Origin of the sequence: Kitasatospora sp. NPDC059088 (assembly GCF_042738155.1) — a bacterium.
In the GTDB taxonomy this organism is placed as follows: Bacteria; Actinomycetota; Actinomycetes; order Streptomycetales; family Streptomycetaceae; genus Kitasatospora.
Genome location: NZ_JBHYGR010000002.1, coordinates 695 through 17,114, shown reverse-complemented (window position 1 = coordinate 17,114; position 16,420 = coordinate 695). Strand labels below are relative to the sequence as shown.

Sequence of the window (16,420 nt, the reverse complement as noted above, 5' to 3'; positions counted from 1 at the left end):
TTGACACCTTCTCGTCAGCGCCCTCCCCGTACGGATCTGCTAGCGGCTCAGCCGCAGCGGGTGCCCTCGGCCGGCATGGTGCCGTCGGTCAGGTAGGCGGCCATGGCGAGGTCGGTGCAGGCGCTGCCCTTGCCGAAGGCGCCGTGGCCCTCGCCCACCCGGGTGAGCAGGGTGGCCCTGGCGAAGCCCTGGGCCAGCTTCTGGGCGGAGGAGTACGGGGTGGCCGGGTCCCCGGTGGTGCCGACCACCAGGATCGGGGCGGCGCCCTCGGCGCGGATGGTGTGCGGCTTCTCCTGGGTCTTGAACGGCCAGTAGGCGCAGCCGGGCTCGGTGTAGTCGTCCACCGTGACGTCCTTGGAGAGCAGCGGCGCCTCGGCCCGCAGCCGTTCGACGGCCTGCCGGGCGTGCTCGGGGGTCGGCGCGGGGCGGGCCGCGTCGGCGCAGCTGATCGCGCTGTTGGCCTCGTCCATCGGGCTGTAGTGGCCGTTCTCGTCGCGGCCGTTGTAGTCGTCGGCGAAGGCCAGCAGGTAGTCGCCCTTGTCGCGCTTCATCGCCCAGCCGAGGCTGGCCCGCAGGTACTGCCAGGAGGTCTTCTCGTCGCCGTACAGCAGCGAGATGACGCCGGTCCAGGCCATGTCGCGGCCGAGCTTGCGGCCGTCCTTGGTGGTCAGCGGGTGGTCGTGGAGGCCGTCCAGGAAGTCGGCGGCCTTCTTGGCGGCCTTGGTCCGGTCCGTGCCGAGCGGGCACTCGTCGGGGTGGTTGTCCACGCAGTCGGCGGCGAAGCGTTCGAAGGACTTCTCGAAGCCGACCTGCTGGTCGACGCCGTGGTCCAGGGTGTCCTGGGCCGGGTCGACGGCGCCGTCCAGGACCAGCCGGCCGGTGTTCTGCGGGAACTCCTCGGCGTACAGGGCGCCGAGGTAGGTGCCGTAGGAGATGCCGAGGTAGTTGAGCTTCCGGTCGCCGACGGCGGCGCGCAGCACGTCCAGGTCGCGGGCGGTGTTGCGGGTGCCGACGAAGGGCAGCAGCTTGCCGGACCTGGCCTGGCAGGCGGTGGCGTGGTCGGTGGACTGCTTGACGTGGGCGGCCCTGCGCTCGGCGGGGTCGTCCGGCGCGTCCTCCTGGTTGGCGGCGTCGAGCTGCTTGTCGTCGTAGCAGACCACGGGCGCGCTGTCGCCGGTGCCGCGCGGGTCGAAGCCGATCACGTCGAAGCGGTCGTGCAGGGTGCCGTCGAAGTCCTTGGCGCCGTACTTGACCATCTCGACGCCGGAGGCGCCGGGGCCGCCGGGGTTGACCATCAGTGAGCCGACCCGCTTGCCCCGGTCGGCCGCCGCGTACTTGATCAGGGCGAGGTCGATCGCGTCGGTGGCGGGGTTCGCGTAGTCGAGCGGGACGTGCAGCTTGCCGCACTGCATGCCGGAGGTGTCGATCTTCGCCTTGTCGGCCTTGGGGTCGGCCGGGCAGTCCGCCCAGGTGATCTGCTGGCCGTAGAAGGCCTTGAGCGCCGGGTCGGCCTCGCCCTTGGGCCCGGGGGTGGGCGTCGGGGCCGTCGTCGGGCTGCCGGCGGCGGGCGCGGTGGTGCCGGAGGCCTTGTCCTGGGCCGTCGTCACGGTGTTGTCGCAGGCGGCGGTGAGCAGGAGGGTGCCTGCCGCCAAGGCGGTCAGCAGCACCCGTGGGCGGGCGGCCCGGAAGATCGTCATCGCACGTGTGTACCACTCGTGTACGACACGTGTTCGATCAGGGGGTGTCGTCGGGCCGCCCGCCGGGGGAGGGGCCGGTCAGCCGCGGTGGACCTTGTGGTTGGCGGCCTGCGCCCGCGGGCGGACCACCAGCAGGTCGATGTTCACGTGCGAGGGCCGGGTGACCGCCCAGGCCACGGTGTCCGCGATGTCCTCCGAGGTCAGCGGCTCGGCCACGCCCGCGTACACGGCGGCGGCCTTCTCCTCGTCACCGCGGAAGCGGGTGACGGCGAAGCCCTCGGACTTCACCATCCCGGGCGCGATCTCGATCACCCGGATCGGCTCCCCGCACAGCTCCAGCCGCAGCGTCGCCGCGATGGTGTGGGCGGCGTGCTTGGCCGCGACGTACCCGCCGCCGCCCTCGTACGCGGTCAGCGCGGCGGTCGAGGAGAGCACCAGTACGGTGCCGTCGCCGGTGGCGCGCAGGGCGGGCAGCAGTGCCTGGGTCACGTGCAGCACCCCGAGCACGTTCACCTCGTACATGGCCCGCCAGTCGGCCGGGTCGCCGTGCTCGACGCTCTCCGCGCCGATCGCGCCGCCCGCGTTGTTCACCAGGACGTCCACCCGGCCGACCTCGGCCGCGAAGGCGTCCACGGCGGCCCGGTCGGTGACGTCCAGCGTGAGCGCCCTGGCCGAACCGCCCCGCTCGGCGATCTCCTTGGCCAGCGCCTCGATCCGCTCGGTCCGGCGCGCGGTCAGCACCACCTCGAAGCCCTCGGCGGCCAGCCGGCGGGCGGTCGCCGCGCCGATTCCGCTGCTGGCACCGGTGACCACGGCCACCTTCTGCTCGGTCATTGCCACTCCCTGGGGCTCATCCGGTCGTTCGTCCGATCATCTCAACCGGGTGCGCGGAGCGAGCGCTCCGGTCCGGCCCGTCAGCCGGGCGCCGGGCGTACGACGGGGGGAGCGGCCGCAGAACGGGCCCGCTGAGCGGCCGTCAGGGGGCCCGGCCGTCAAGCCGGTGGCGGCCGTGACCGCCGGCCAGGGTGATCGTTGCACAGGGCAAGCAACCCGGGGAAGGCGGCTGAAACGAGATGTCATACCCACCTGTCAGGCCGGTATGCGCCCATCCGGGGACTAGTTTTCCGGAAGTCGGGCCAAATCCCCCCAACGGGCCTACTCTTGGGGAGATGAACCGTCCTGAGCCCGCTCAGCCGGGCGTCACTCCCGCCGTCGCACGCCCCGCCGCCGAACTGCGCGCCCGGGTGCGGAGGCTGGAGCCCGAGCTGATCGCCTTCCGCCGTGATCTGCACCGGCACCCGGAGCTCGGCCGCCAGGAGTTCCGCACCACCAACCTGCTGCGCGACCGGCTGGTCGCGGCGGGCCTGGAGCCGCGGGTGCTGCCCGGCGGCACCGGGCTGCTGGTCGACCTCGTCCCGGCCGGCACCGCTCCGGGCACCGAGTTCCTGGCCTTCCGCGCCGACATCGACGCGCTGCCGATCGACGACGCCAAGACCGACGTGCCGTACCGCTCGACCGTCCCCGGCCGGGCCCACGCCTGCGGCCACGACGTGCACACCTCGGTGGTGCTCGGCACCGGGCTGGTGCTGGCCGGGGCACTGCGCTCGGGCGAGCTGCGCCGCCCGGTCCGGCTGGTGTTCCAGCCGGCCGAGGAGGTCATGCCCGGCGGGGCGCTGGACGTCATCAAGGCGGGCGGGATGGACGGCGTCGGCCGGATCTTCGCGGTGCACTGCGACCCCAAGGTGGAGGTGGGCCGGATCGCCCTGCGGGTCGGCGCGATCACCTCGGCCTGCGACCGCCTGGTGCTGCACCTGGACGGCCCCGGCGGGCACACCGCCCGCCCGCACCTGACCACCGATCTGGTGACCGCGATCGCCCGGATGGCCGCGGACCTGCCGGCCGCCCTGGCCCGCCGGATGGACCCGCGCTGGGGCGTCAGCCTGGTCTGGGGCCGGATCGCCTCCGGTTCCGCGCCCAACGTCATCCCGCAGCACGCCGAACTGGAGGGCACCGTCCGCTGCCTGGAGCTGGACGGCTGGCGCGAGGCGCCGGACCTGCTGCACGAGCTGATCGCCAAGCTCGCCGAGACCTACCGGGCCAAGTGGACCCTGGACTACCACCGCGGGGTGCCGCCGGTGGTCAACGAGGCGGTCTCGGTCGCGCGGCTGGAGGAGACGATGACCGCCCGGTTCGGCGGGGACGGCGCCGAGGTGGTGGAGGGCACCGAACAGAGCCTGGGCGGCGAGGACTTCTCCTGGTACCTGGAGCACGCCCCGGGCGCGCTGGCCCGGCTGGGCGTCCGGGCCCCCGGCGACACCACCGTCCGTGACCTGCACCAGGGCCGGTTCGACGTGGACGAGCGGGCGATCGGCGTGGGTGTGGAGCTGTTCGCGGCGCTGGCCCTGGAGGATGACCGGATCTGACCGTTTCAAGGGGGTTTGCGGGCGACGCGTGAGCACGTTGTCGAGATCCGGGGTTTCGAAACGGTTCCGTAGACTGGGCCGGACCAAGTCTCGGATTCACCGTCCGCGCACGGGAAAAGGGCTCGGGGACGGCCGTCAGACCACGGTTTGATAACAACCCGAATGCTCCGGCAGCCCGTAACCCAACCGTGTTCTACGCGCGTTACGGTGGCGTCCGACCACGCTAATCGGGTGCGTGTGAGAAGGAGAAACTCCCTTGCGCCGTTCAATGAAGCTCGCCGCGGTTGTGCTCTCGGGTTCCCTGGGCATGGCCTCGCTCGCCGCTTGCGGCGCAAAGAGCAATGACACCAACGCCTCCGCCGGGTCTTCCGACGCTCTCAAGGTCGGCATGGCCTACGACATCGGCGGCCGCGGTGACCAGTCCTTCAACGACTCCGCCGCGCGCGGTCTCGACAAGGCCAAGGCCGACCTGGGCGTCTCCGTGACCGAGGCCGAGGCCAAGTCGGGCGAGGCCGAGGCCGACAAGGAGACCCGCCTCAAGAACCTGGTCGACGCCGGCTACAAGACCATCATCGCGGTCGGCTTCGTCTACCAGCCGGCGGTCAACAAGGTCGCCAAGGACAACCCGAACGTCAAGTTCGCGATCATCGACTCGAACGACAAGGACCAGCCGTCCAACGTCACCTCGCTGCTCTTCGCCGAGCAGGAGGGTTCGTACCTCGCCGGCGTCGCCGCCGCGAGCAAGTCGAAGGCCCACCACATCGGCTTCATCGGCGGTGTGCAGTCCGAGCTGATCAAGAAGTTCGAGGCCGGTTACAAGGCGGGTGCCAAGTCCGTCGACCCGAGCATCCAGGTCGAGACCACCTACCTGACCACCCCCCCGGACTTCACCGGCTTCAACTCGCCCGACAAGGGCAAGGAGGCCGCGCAGGGCCAGCTCGACAAGGGTGCGGACGTCATCTACGCCGCCGCCGGCTCCTCCGGCAACGGCTCCATCGAGGCCGTCGCCAACGCGGGCAAGTGGGCCATCGGCGTCGACTCCGACCAGGCCAACCAGCCGGCCCTGGCGAAGTTCAAGAACAGCATCCTGACCTCGATGGTCAAGAACGTCGACAACGCGGTGTTCGCGTACATCGACTCGGTCAAGAAGGGCACGCCGTTCACCGGCATCAAGCTCTTCGACCTCAAGGCCAACGGTGTCTCGCTCGCCACCACCGGCGGCAAGATCGACGACATCCAGGACAAGCTCAAGGCCGCCAGCGACGCCATCACCAGCGGCGCGACCACCATCCCGACCGCGCCGACCTCCTGAGGCCGGCGCGTCCCGGGACGCGACCTGACGCTGCCGCCTGCCCGGCAGCGTGACGATCGACTCGATCAACGGGAGGGGCCCGGCAGGGTGCGCTCGACGCGCACCCCCGGGCCCCGTTCCGTCTCCACGTTTCCCCCCTGTCCCCCCTTGGCCCTCCGAGCGCAACGACGCGCCTCCAGACCACCAGGAGACCGCCATCACCGCATCAGACCCCGTCCCCCTGCGCAAGGACGGAACCCCCAGCGCGGGGACGGCGACCCCGGCCGTCGAACTGCGCGGCATCACCAAGCGCTTCCCCGGTGTCGTGGCCAACCACGACATCAACCTCACCGTCCGCACCGGCACGGTGCACGCCCTCATGGGCGAGAACGGCGCCGGCAAGTCGACGCTGATGAAGATCCTCTACGGCATGCAGAAGCCGGACGAGGGCACCATCGCGATCAACGGCGAGCTGTGCGAGTTCAACACCCCCGGTGACGCCATCGCGCGCGGCATCGGCATGGTGCACCAGCACTTCATGCTGGCCGACAACCTCACCGTGCTGGAGAACGTCGTCCTCGGCGGCGAGAAGCTCCACGGCATCGGTGCCAAGGCGAAGGCGAGGATCAAGGAGATCTCCGACCAGTACGGCCTGGGCGTGCGCCCGGACGCCCTGGTCGAGGACCTCGGCGTCGCCGACCGCCAGCGCGTCGAGATCCTCAAGGTGCTGTACCGCGGCGCCAAGATCCTGATCCTCGACGAGCCGACGGCCGTGCTCGTCCCGCAGGAGGTCGACGCGCTGTTCGACAACCTGCGCGAGCTCAAGGCCGAGGGCGTCACCGTCATCTTCATCTCGCACAAGCTGCACGAGGTGCTCGCGGTCGCCGACGCGATCAGCGTCATCCGGCGCGGCACCACGGTCGGCGACGCCGACCCGAAGGCCGTGACCGCCCGCCAGCTGGCCGAGCTGATGGTCGGCGCCGAGCTGCCCTCCCCGGAGAGCCGCGAGTCGACCGTCACCACCACCGAGATGCTCAAGGTCGAGGGCCTGAGGATCGCCAAGACCGACGCCGAGGGCATCGAGCGCGTCGTCCTGGACGACATCTCGCTGCGCATCCACAAGGGCGAGATCCTCGGCATCGCGGGTGTCGAGGGCAACGGCCAGGCCGAACTCGTCGAGGCCATCATGGGCATGCTGCCGCTGGACGGCGGCACCGTCACCCTGGACGGCAAGGACCTCTCCGGCACCCAGACCCGGGCCCGCCGCGAGGCCGGCATCGGCTACATCCCCGAGGACCGCCACAAGCACGGCCTGCTGCTGGAGGCCCCGCTCTGGGAGAACCGGATCCTCGGCCACGTCACCGAGGCGCCCAACTCCAGCGGTGTGCTGCTCAAGCCGGCCGCCGCCCGCGAGGACACCGCGCGGATCGTCCGGGAGTACGACGTCCGTACCCCCGGCATCGAGGTCACCGCGGCCTCGCTCTCCGGCGGCAACCAGCAGAAGCTGATCATCGGCCGCGAGATGAGCCACCAGCCGAAGCTGCTGATCGCCGCCCACCCCACCCGCGGTGTGGACGTCGGTGCGCAGGCGCAGATCTGGGAGCACATCCGGGTCGCCCAGCGGGAGGGCCTGGCCGTCCTGCTGATCTCGGCGGACCTGGACGAGCTGATCGGCCTCTCCGACACCATCCGGGTCATCTACCGCGGCCGCCTGGTCGCCGACGCCGACCCGGCCACCGTCACCGCCGAGGACCTCGGCACCGCGATGACCGGTGCCGCCGCCGGCCACATCGAGTCCGAGCCGGAGGCCGTCGCCGAGGCGCAGGCCGTCGCCGCCGAGGGCACCGAGGCCGCGGCCGAGCACCCGCACACCGACACCGCCGACGACCCGCAGGCGGGGGAGTAACCCATGACCAGTCCCAACCCCGCCGCCAAGCGCGGCCTGGCGCAGCGGATCAGCGGTGAGCGGATCGTGCTCGCACTGGCGGCGCCGGTGCTCGCGGTCGTGCTCTCCGTCGCGATCTGTTCCGTGCTGCTGGCGACCTCGGGCAAGAACCCGTTCGACGCGTGGAACGTGATGATCACGTACGCCACCAAGTCGGACGGCCAGGTGAGCATCCTCAACCGGACCGCCACCTACTACCTGGCCGCCGCGGCCGCCGCGTTCGGGTTCCGGATGAACCTGTTCAACATCGGTGTCGAGGGCCAGTACAAGGTCGCCGCGCTGTTCGCGGCCTTCGTCGGCGCCCAGGTCGACCTGCCGGCGATCATCCAGATCCCGCTGCTGCTGGTCACCGCGATGCTGGTCGGCGGTCTGTACGCGAGCATCGCCGGTCTGCTCAAGGTCTACCGCGGCGTCAGCGAGGTCATCTCGACCATCATGCTGAACTCGATCTCGCTCGCGATCGTCGGTCTGCTGCTCGTGCCCGGCATCTTCGCCCCGAAGGTCAGCGGCACCAGCAACTCGATCCAGACCGACCCGGTCTCGCAGTCCAGCCACTTCTTCACCATCCCCACCGCCGGCGGGGACCTCTGGGGCTTCATCTTCATCGCCGCCCTGGTCGGTGTGGTCTTCCAGTTCACCCTGAGCCGCACCCGTTTCGGCTTCGACCTGCGCGCCACCGGCCGCTCGGAGTCCGCCGCGACCGCGTCCGGCGTGAACGTCAAGCGCATGGTGGTCATCTCGATGGTGGTCTCGGGCGCCATCGCCGGTCTGATCGGCCTGCCCGAACTCCTGCAGAACTCGTACTACTACGGCCAGAGCTTCCAGCCCGGCCTCGGCTTCCTGGGCATCTCGATCGCCCTGCTCGGCCGGAACAGCCCGATCGGCATCGCCTTCGCGGCCCTGCTCTTCGCCTTCCTGGACGCCACCGGCTCGCAGCTGCCGCTCAAGGGCGGGTTCCCCTTCGAGATCGTCGACGTCATGAAGGGCACCATCGTCATCTGCGTCGTCGTCGCGTACGAGCTGGTGCGCCGCTACGGCTTGAAGCGCCAGCAGCAGAAGGTCGGCGCCCAGCTCGCCGCCCAGCTCGCGGCCACTGAGAAGAAGGAGGTGTCCGCGTGAGCACGGCGACTGCCGCTCGTCCGAAGGCGCCGGGCGCGCCCGCGAAGAAGCGCAAGCTGTCCTGGCCCGTGGTGCTCCTGCTGATCGCGGGCGCCCTGGTCCTCTTCGCCGCCGTGGGCATGGCCACCGGCAACCACTCGCTGACCTCCTCCGGTCAGGTCGCCGCGGCGCTCGGCTCCGCCGTGCCGATCGGCATGGCCGGTCTGGGCGGTCTCTGGTCCGAGCGGGCCGGTGTGGTCAACATCGGCCTCGAAGGCATGATGGTCGCCGGCACCTTCTGCGGCGCCTGGGCGGGCTACCTGGTCAACCCGTGGGTCGGCCTGCTGGCCGGCATGCTCGGCGGTGCGCTCGGCGGTCTGCTGCACGCGGTCATCACGGTCACCTTCGGCGTCGACCACATCGTCTCCGGCGTCGGCATCAACCTGCTGATCCCCGGCATCTGCGCGTACGTCAACCGGATCTACTACAAGGACTACATCTCGGCCGGTGCCGGGGCGAACCAGTCCCCGCCGGCGGACCCGCTGCCGTACATCACCGTCCCGGGGCTGTCCTCCGGCCTGAAGAGCATCGAGAACCACCACTGGTTCCTGGTCTCCGACGTCGCCGGCGTGCTCGGCGGCCTGGTCACCAACCTCTCGGTGGTCGTGGTGCTGGCGGCCGTGCTGATCGTGGCCAGCTACTTCCTGCTCTGGCGCACGGTGTTCGGCCTGCGGCTGCGCTCCTGCGGTGAGAACCCGACGGCCGCCGAGTCGCTGGGCGTCAACGTCTACAAGTACAAGTACCTGGCGGTCATCGCCTCGGGCGCCTTCGCGGGCCTCGGCGGCGCGTACCTCTCGCTGGTCGCCGCGCACTTCTACAAGGACGGCCAGACCCTGGGCCGCGGCTTCATCGGCCTCGCGGCGATGATCTTCGGCAACTGGATGCCCGGCGGCCTCGCCATCGGCGCCGGCCTGTTCGGCTTCACCGACAGCCTCCAGCTGCGCGACCCGGAGTCGGTGCACGTGCTGATCCTGGTCGTCGCGATCGCGATGGCGCTGTTCGCCCTGTGGCAGCTGTACCGCCGCAAGTTCACCGCGACCGTGGTCTCCTTCGTGGTGGCCGGCGGCCTGGGCGCCTGGTACGCGCTGACCGACGAGGTGCAGCGTCCGCTGATCGTCGCCACGCCGTACCTGATCACCCTGGTGGTGCTCTCGCTGGCCTCGCAGCGTCTGCGGATGCCCAAGGCCGACGGTCAGGTCTACCGCAAGGGCCAGGGCAAGTGACGGCCCCCGCGGTCGACTGGGAGCGGCTGCGCGAGGCGGCGCGCGAGGCCATGGGCCGCGCGTACGCCCCGTACAGCAAGTTCCCGGTCGGCGCGGCGGCGCTGGTCGACGACGGTCGGCTGGTCAGCGGCTGCAACGTGGAGAACGCCTCGTACGGGCTCGCGCTGTGCGCCGAGTGCGGGCTGGTGTCCGCGCTGCACGCCTCCGGCGGCGGCCGGCTGGTCGCCTTCACCTGCGTCGACGGCGCGGGCGAACTGCTGATGCCGTGCGGGCGCTGCCGCCAGCTGCTGTACGAGCACGGCGGGCCGGAACTGCTGGTCGACCTGGCCTCCGGCGTGAAGCCGATGAGCGAGGTCCTGCCCGACGCGTTCGGTCCGGAGCGGCTCTAGCCTCGGCAATTGTTACGCGCGTAGAGTGTCGCGAGTGGGCCGTAACCCGGTCATCTCGCGGCACTCTTCGCTTTCCACGCATCTTCTCGACGTATGTGCACGACGCATGTGCACGACGCATCTGAAACCCCTCTTGGAGCACGCATGGACGCCATCTCCGTCATCAGGACCAAGCGCGACCGCGGAGAGCTGAGCGACGCTCAGATCGACTGGGTCATCGACGCCTACACCCGTGGCGAGGTCGCCGACGAGCAGATGTCCGCGCTGGCCATGGCGATCCTGCTGAACGGCATGAAGCCGCACGAGATCAGCCGCTGGACCGAGGCCATGATCCGCTCCGGCGTCCGGATGGACTTCTCCTCGCTGCCGCTGCCCACCAGCGACAAGCACTCCACCGGCGGCGTCGGCGACAAGATCACCCTCCCGCTCGCCCCGCTGGTCGCCGCCTGCGGTGCCGCCGTCCCGCAGCTGTCCGGCCGCGGCCTCGGCCACACCGGCGGCACCCTGGACAAGCTGGAGTCCATCCCCGGCTGGCGCGCCCTGCTCTCCAACGACGAGATGATGGACGTGCTGCGCGACGCCGGCGCGGTCATCTGCGCGGCCGGCGACGGTCTCGCGCCCGCCGACAAGAAGCTGTACGCGCTGCGCGACGTCACCGGCACCGTCGAGGCCATCCCGCTGATCGCCTCCTCGATCATGTCGAAGAAGATCGCCGAGGGCACCGGCGCGCTCGTGCTGGACGTCAAGGTCGGCTCCGGCGCCTTCATGAAGAACCTGGACGACGCCCGCGAACTCGCCCGCACCATGGTCGGCCTGGGCACCACCGCCGGGGTCAACACCGTCGCCCTGCTCACCGACATGTCCACCCCGCTCGGCCTCACCGCGGGCAACGCGCTGGAGGTCCGCGAGTCGATCGAGGTGCTGGCCGGCGGCGGTCCCGCCGACGTCGTCGAGCTGACCCTCGCCCTGGCCCGCGAGATGCTCGCCGCCGCCGGCGTGCACGGCAAGGACCCGGCCGACGCGCTGCGGGACGGCTCCGCGATGGACCACTGGCGCCGCATGATCGCCGCCCAGGGCGGCGACGTCGACGCCCCGCTCCCGGTCGCCCGCGAGCAGCACGTCATCCCGGCGCCCGCCTCCGGCGTGCTCACCGAGCTGGACGCCTACGCGATCGGCGTCTGCGCCTGGCGCCTGGGCGCCGGCCGCGCCCGCAAGGAGGACCCGGTGCAGGCCGGCGCCGGCGTCGAGATGCACGCCAAGCCCGGTGACACCGTGGTGGCCGGCCAGCCGCTGCTGACCCTGCACACCGACACCCCGGAGCGCTACGAGTACGCCATCGAGGCGCTGGCCGGCGGCATCGGGGTCTCCCCGGCGGGTACGGCGTTCACCCCGAACCCGATCGTCCTCGACCGCATCGCGTAGTGGTCGGACGGGGGCGTGGCGCGACCGCATCGCGCCGCGCCCCCGCGGCCCGGCTACTCCGCCGCGGCGAGCATGATCTTGAGGAACTCCTCCGGCGCCTCCCGGACCAGGTCGTGGCCGACCGGGAGGGCGTGCACCGCCCAGGTCGGGTCGTCGCGCAGGCGCTCGTAGGTCTCCAGGAACGGGGTGCCCTCGAAGCGCTCGGCGTGGATGTAGACGCGGCGGGCGATCCCGTCCACCGCCCCGGTGAGGCGCACCGGCTGGAGCAGGGTCCCCATCGGGTGGACGGTCGCGCGCGGGTCGAGGGCCGGGTGGAGTCCCACCATGGTGTGCCCGTTCCCGGCGGCGGCACCGGCCAGGTACCGCTGCTTCCAGAGGTCGTCGACGATCGCGTGGGCCGACTCGCCGTCGCGCGGGACGAAGGCGTCGGCGTGCACCAGCGCGGCCACCCGCTCCGGCGCCCGGTCGGCGACCGCCGAGATCACCATGCCGCCGTAGCTGTGCCCGACCAGCACGGCGTCGGTGACCTGCTCCGCCTCCAGCAGGCCCAGCACGTCCTGGACGTGGGTGTCCAGGTTGATCGCCCCGTTGTTCAGGTGCCCGCGCTCGCTCACCCCGCTCAGCGTCACCGGGTACACCTCGTGCCCGGCCGCCCGCAGCCGCCCGGTCAACGGCCGGTACCACCAGCCGCCGTGCAGGACGCCGGGGACGAGGACGAAGGTGGCCATGGTGAATTCCTCTGCTGTTCGTACGAACTGACGAGAGGAAACTTACGGGCCCGCCGGGCGGGGTGTCAGGCGTACGTCCGCAGCACGCCGGTGTCGAGGGTCCACTAGGTCCGCACCGTGGTACGCGATATGGCCCGGGTGGGTCGTCGACAACTGCGCATTGAGCTGCCTGGCGATGTGCAGTACAGCGAGTTCGTGTCGCATGACCGGTGACGTCATCATGACGATCTCGCCCTCGGCGATCTCGACCTTCCCTATCCCCGGCACCTTCGGCAACTGATCCGCGATCTCAAGCAGCCGGGCGAACACTGCAGGATCGACGCTCACACTCCGGAGTGTATCCGCGCCCGCTGTCAAGCGTCCGCGACCGCTCGCCTCGTGGTACGGGCCTGGTGGGTGGCGTGGAGGGTGACGGCGGCGGCGAGGGTCATGGCGGTGAGGCCGACGGTGGCGGCGCCGGGCCAGCCGGTGGAGTGGTAGGCGTCGGCACCGAGGGTGCCGCCGAGGCTGTTGCCCAGGTAGTAGGCGATCAGGTAGAGGGCGGAGGCCTGGGCGCGGCCTCCGGTGGCGGTGCGGCCGACGGCGGCGGAGGCGGTGGTGTGGCCGGCGAAGAAGCCGGCGGTGATCAGCACCAGGCCGAGCAGGGCGCAGACCAGGGAGTCGGCGAGCGAGAGCAGCAGCCCGGCGGCGGTCACGCCGACGGCGACGTAGAGGGTGCCGCGCCGGCCGAGCCGGGCGGAGAGGCGGCCGACCGCGGCGGAGGTGCCGGTGCCGACCAGGTAGACGACGAAGATCGAGGCGGCGATCGACTCGGGCAGGTGGAAGGGCGCGGCGATCAGCCGGTAGCCGACGGTGTTGTAGACCGCGCCGAACACCGCCATGAACAGCATGCCGAGCGCGTACAGCCGTACCAGCAGCGGGTTGCGCAGGTGCCGGCCGACGGTGCGGGCGAGGGCGCGCGGGTCCACCGGGGCCGGGGTGAAGTGCCGGGCGGCGGGGATCAGCAGCCGGAAGGCGAGCGCGGCGAGCAGGGCGAGGGCGGCGGAGGCGGCGAGGCCCCAGCGCCAGCCGAGGGCGGCGGCGGTCCAGCCGGAGATCAGCCGGCCGCCCATGCCGCCGATGCTGTTGCCGGCCACGTACAGGCCCATCGCGGAGGGCAGCGCGCTGGGGTGGACCTCCTCGGCGAGGTAGGCCATGGCGGTGGCGGGGAGCCCGGCGAGGGCGGCGCCCTGGAGGACGCGCAGCACGACCAGGGTGGTGAGGTCGGGCGCGAAGGGCAGGGCGACGGCGAGGGCGCAGGCCGCGAGGACGGAGGCCGTCATCACCGCGGTGCGGCCGTACCGGTCGGCCAGCGCACTGGCCGGGAGCAGCCCGAGGGCGAGGCCGAGGGTGGCGGCGGAGGCCGTCCAGCTGGCCTGGCCGGGGGTGAGGTCGAGGTCGGCCGAGAGGACCGGCAGCAGGCCCTGGGTGGAGTAGAGCAGGACGAAGGTCGCGACACCGGCGGCGAACAGGGCGAGGTTGGCGCGGCGGAAGCCGCGCCCGCCCGGGCGGTGGCGGTCGTCCCGGTCGGGGGTGTGCTCGGTGGAGGCATCCGGGGTGGCCGCGGATGCCCTGGTATCGGAGGGCTGCATGGCTCCGACGCTAGGCCTGGCGCGGCTGATGCGTCCAATGCATGAAGAGTGGATGATCGATGCGCCGGTGTATGAGTCGAGGTGGGACGGGGATGGCCGTGGCGGACGGGTCGGACGGAACGGAGCAGCCCTACCGGGCGGCCGAGTTGGGGCCGGAGGAGCCGGCCGTGCTGCTGGCGCCCAGGTTGGCGCGGTTCGCCGCGGTGGCCCGGCTGGAGCACGTGACCCAGGCGGCCGCGCTGCTCGGGGTGCCGCAGCCGACGCTGTCGCGCGCGGTGTCCCGGCTGGAGGCGGAGCTCGGGGTGGGCCTGCTGGCCCGGCAGGGCCGGACGGTCCGGCTGACCAGGGCGGGCCGGCTGCTGCTGGCCTCGGTGGAGCGGGCGCTGGCGGAGCTGGAGCGCGGCGCGGAGGCGGCCCGGGCGGAGGCGGACCCGGCGGTGGGGCGGGTGGCCTTCGGCTTCCTGCACACGATGGGCCCGGACGCCGTCCCGGCGCTGCTGCGGGGCTTCCGGGCGGCGCACCCGCAGGTGCGGTTCCAGCTGGTGCAGGACTACGGCACGGCGATGCTGGAGCGGTTGCGGGCGGGCGAGTTGGACCTGTGCCTGGTCGCGCCGCTGCCGGACGACCCGGCCTTCACGGCCCGCCCGCTGGACGAGCAGCGGCTGCACCTGGCCGTCCCGGCGGACCACCGGCTGGCGGGGCGGCGGCGGATCCGGCTGGCGGAGGTGGCCGAGGAGCCGTTCGTCGGGCTGGAGCAGGGGTACGGGCTGCGCATGATCACGGACGGCTTCTGCGCGCAGGCCGGCTTCGTGCCCCGGCTGGCCTTCGAGGGGGAGGAGGCCGAGACCCTGCGGGGGCTGGTGGCGGCCGGGCTGGGGGTGGCGCTGCTGCCGCCGGCGCTGGTGCCGCGGCCCGGGGTGGTGGAGCTGGAGGTGACCGCGCCGCGGACCCGGCGGGCGATCGGCCTGGCCTGGGCGGCGGGGCGGCCGCTGACGCCGCCGGTGGCGGTGTTCCGGGACTTCGTGCTGTCCCGGCGGGGGCGGCTGCTGCACCACGACTGAGGTGGTCGGCGCGATGCGGCCTGTTTGGCGGATCCTATGGACCGGGCGGTGGAATTCCGGTCCTGCTTTGGACCATCCGGTGGTGTTCCCGGTGGTAGGTCTACGCGCGTAGGGGCTATATTTCCGCAATGGAGAAGCAGATCCCCGTCACCACCGCGGGCACCGGCCCGCGCATTCCCACCCCCGACCAGATCCGCCGCGCGCCGAAGGTCCTGCTGCACGACCACCTCGACGGCGGGCTGCGCCCGGAGACCGTCGTCGAGCTCGCCGCCGCGACCGGCTACGAGGGGCTCCCCACCACCGACGCCAAGGAACTCGGCGAGTGGTTCCGCGAGGCCGCCGACTCCGGCTCGCTGGTCCGCTACCTGGAGACCTTCGCGCACACCTGCGCCGTCATGCAGACCCGCGAGGCCCTGGTCAAGGTCGCCGCCGACTGCGCCGAGGACCTGGCCGCCGACGGCGTCGTCTACGCCGAGGTCCGCTACGCCCCCGAGCAGCACCTGGAGGGCGGCCTGAGCCTGGACGAGGTCGTCGAGGCCGTCCAGGAGGGCTTCCGCCTGGGCGAGGCCAACGCCCGCGCGGCCGGCCACCGGATCCGCATCGGCACCCTGATCACCGCGATGCGGCACGCCGCCCGCTCGCAGGAGATCGCCGAACTGGCCAACCGCCACCGGGACTCGGGCGTCGTCGGCTTCGACATCGCGGGCGCGGAGGCGGGCTACCCCCCCACCCGCCACCAGGCCGCCTTCGACTACCTCAAGGGCGAGAACAACCACTTCACCATCCACGCGGGCGAGGCCTTCGGCCTGCCGTCGATCTGGGAGGCCCTGCAGTGCTGCGGCGCCGACCGGCTCGGCCACGGCGTGCGGATCGTCGACGACATCACCCTGAACGAGGACGGCAGCGTCGAGCTGGGCCGACTGGCCGCGTACGTGCGCGACAAGCGCGTCCCGCTGGAGATGTGCCCGACCTCCAACCTCCAGACGGCGGCCGCCGCTTCGTACGCCGAGCACCCGATCGGGCTGCTCAGCCGGCTCAAGTTCCGGGTCACCGTGAACACCGACAACCGGCTGATGAGCGGCACCAGCATGAGCCAGGAGTTCGGCCACCTGGTGGACGCCTTCGGCTACACCCTGGGCGACATGGAGTGGTTCACGGTGAACGCGATGAAGTCCGCGTTCCTGCCCTTCGACGAGCGGCTGGCGATGATCAACGACGTGATCAAGCCGGGCTACGCCGAGCTCAAGGCGGAGTGGCTGTTCAGCGCGGGCACCGCCGGCAGCTGAGCCGACGGCCCGTCCTTGCGGTGGGGGGTAAGCGGCGGGCGGGGGGGGGAGTTGGGGTGGGACCGCCCACCAGGGGGATATAAAAAAAAACCGGCCCCCCCCACCCCCCGAAATAAAAGGGTGGGGGGGGGGGGGGGGGGGGGGTGAGGCGCGGGGGTGGGGGGGG

At 71.9% G+C, this 16,420-nt stretch carries 14 protein-coding genes; 9 read left to right on the top strand and 5 right to left on the bottom strand.

Annotated features, from left to right (window positions below):
- Positions 1–47 precede the first annotated feature (47 nt).
- Both ACFWXO_RS01005 and ACFWXO_RS01000 read right to left on the bottom strand, forming a co-directional pair.
- On the bottom strand, positions 48–1,697 hold the full coding sequence (locus ACFWXO_RS01005) for an alpha/beta hydrolase (protein WP_380521160.1): 1,650 nt from the start codon (positions 1,695–1,697) through the stop codon (positions 48–50).
- Positions 1,698–1,775: 78 nt separating this feature from the next.
- A complete protein-coding gene (locus tag ACFWXO_RS01000) occupies positions 1,776–2,531 on the bottom strand; it encodes an SDR family oxidoreductase (RefSeq protein WP_375882271.1) in 756 nt (251 codons plus the stop codon).
- A gap of 335 nt (positions 2,532–2,866) precedes the next feature.
- Between ACFWXO_RS01000 and ACFWXO_RS00995 the strand changes: the two genes are divergently transcribed.
- The 7 genes from ACFWXO_RS00995 (at position 2,867) to ACFWXO_RS00965 (ending at position 11,548) form a co-directional block, all read left to right on the top strand.
- Positions 2,867–4,120, top strand: a complete 1,254-nt coding sequence (locus ACFWXO_RS00995) for an amidohydrolase (protein ID WP_380521158.1) — start codon at positions 2,867–2,869, stop codon at positions 4,118–4,120.
- Between the two features lie 256 nt (positions 4,121–4,376).
- Positions 4,377–5,432, top strand: a complete 1,056-nt coding sequence (locus tag ACFWXO_RS00990; RefSeq protein WP_375882277.1) for a BMP family protein — start codon at positions 4,377–4,379, stop codon at positions 5,430–5,432.
- A 304-nt stretch (positions 5,433–5,736) separates the two neighbouring features.
- Positions 5,737–7,317, top strand: coding sequence for an ABC transporter ATP-binding protein (locus tag ACFWXO_RS00985; protein WP_380521157.1), 1,581 nt, complete (start codon positions 5,737–5,739; stop codon positions 7,315–7,317).
- A 3-nt stretch (positions 7,318–7,320) separates the two neighbouring features.
- Positions 7,321–8,475: an ABC transporter permease gene (locus tag ACFWXO_RS00980; RefSeq protein ID WP_380521156.1), complete on the top strand. Its 1,155-nt coding sequence runs from the start codon at positions 7,321–7,323 to the stop codon at positions 8,473–8,475.
- The gene (locus ACFWXO_RS00975; RefSeq protein WP_375882286.1) at positions 8,472–9,737 is read left to right on the top strand and encodes an ABC transporter permease; all 1,266 of its coding nucleotides are present in this window, start codon (positions 8,472–8,474) and stop codon (positions 9,735–9,737) included. Before ACFWXO_RS00980 ends, ACFWXO_RS00975 begins: the two co-directional genes overlap by 4 nt.
- Positions 9,734–10,126 carry a cytidine deaminase gene (locus ACFWXO_RS00970; RefSeq protein WP_375882289.1) on the top strand — a complete coding sequence of 131 codons (393 nt, stop codon included), beginning with the start codon at positions 9,734–9,736 and terminating at the stop codon, positions 10,124–10,126. Before ACFWXO_RS00975 ends, ACFWXO_RS00970 begins: the two co-directional genes overlap by 4 nt.
- Positions 10,127–10,270: 144 nt before the next feature.
- Positions 10,271–11,548, top strand: coding sequence for a thymidine phosphorylase (locus ACFWXO_RS00965; protein ID WP_380397285.1), 1,278 nt, complete (start codon positions 10,271–10,273; stop codon positions 11,546–11,548).
- A 53-nt stretch (positions 11,549–11,601) separates the two neighbouring features.
- Here the strand turns inward: ACFWXO_RS00965 and ACFWXO_RS00960 are convergent, their stop codons facing one another.
- The 3 genes from ACFWXO_RS00960 to ACFWXO_RS00950 are packed head-to-tail and all read right to left on the bottom strand — an operon-like array spanning position 11,602 to position 13,907.
- On the bottom strand, positions 11,602–12,276 hold the full coding sequence (locus tag ACFWXO_RS00960; protein WP_380521155.1) for an alpha/beta fold hydrolase: 675 nt from the start codon (positions 12,274–12,276) through the stop codon (positions 11,602–11,604).
- Positions 12,277–12,318: 42 nt separating this feature from the next.
- Positions 12,319–12,603, bottom strand: coding sequence for a hypothetical protein (locus tag ACFWXO_RS00955; RefSeq protein ID WP_380521153.1), 285 nt, complete (start codon positions 12,601–12,603; stop codon positions 12,319–12,321).
- A gap of 26 nt (positions 12,604–12,629) precedes the next feature.
- Positions 12,630–13,907 (bottom strand): MFS transporter, encoded by a 1,278-nt coding sequence (locus tag ACFWXO_RS00950; RefSeq protein ID WP_380521151.1) that lies wholly within the window; start codon positions 13,905–13,907, stop codon positions 12,630–12,632.
- A gap of 92 nt (positions 13,908–13,999) precedes the next feature.
- Here ACFWXO_RS00950 and ACFWXO_RS00945 point away from each other — a divergent pair, with 92 nt between their 5' ends.
- Together ACFWXO_RS00945 and ACFWXO_RS00940 are read left to right on the top strand one after the other, a co-directional pair.
- A complete protein-coding gene (locus ACFWXO_RS00945) occupies positions 14,000–14,968 on the top strand; it encodes a LysR family transcriptional regulator (protein WP_380521149.1) in 969 nt (322 codons plus the stop codon).
- A 128-nt stretch (positions 14,969–15,096) separates the two neighbouring features.
- On the top strand, positions 15,097–16,254 hold the full coding sequence (locus ACFWXO_RS00940; RefSeq protein ID WP_375882303.1) for an adenosine deaminase: 1,158 nt from the start codon (positions 15,097–15,099) through the stop codon (positions 16,252–16,254).
- Positions 16,255–16,420 lie beyond the last annotated feature (166 nt).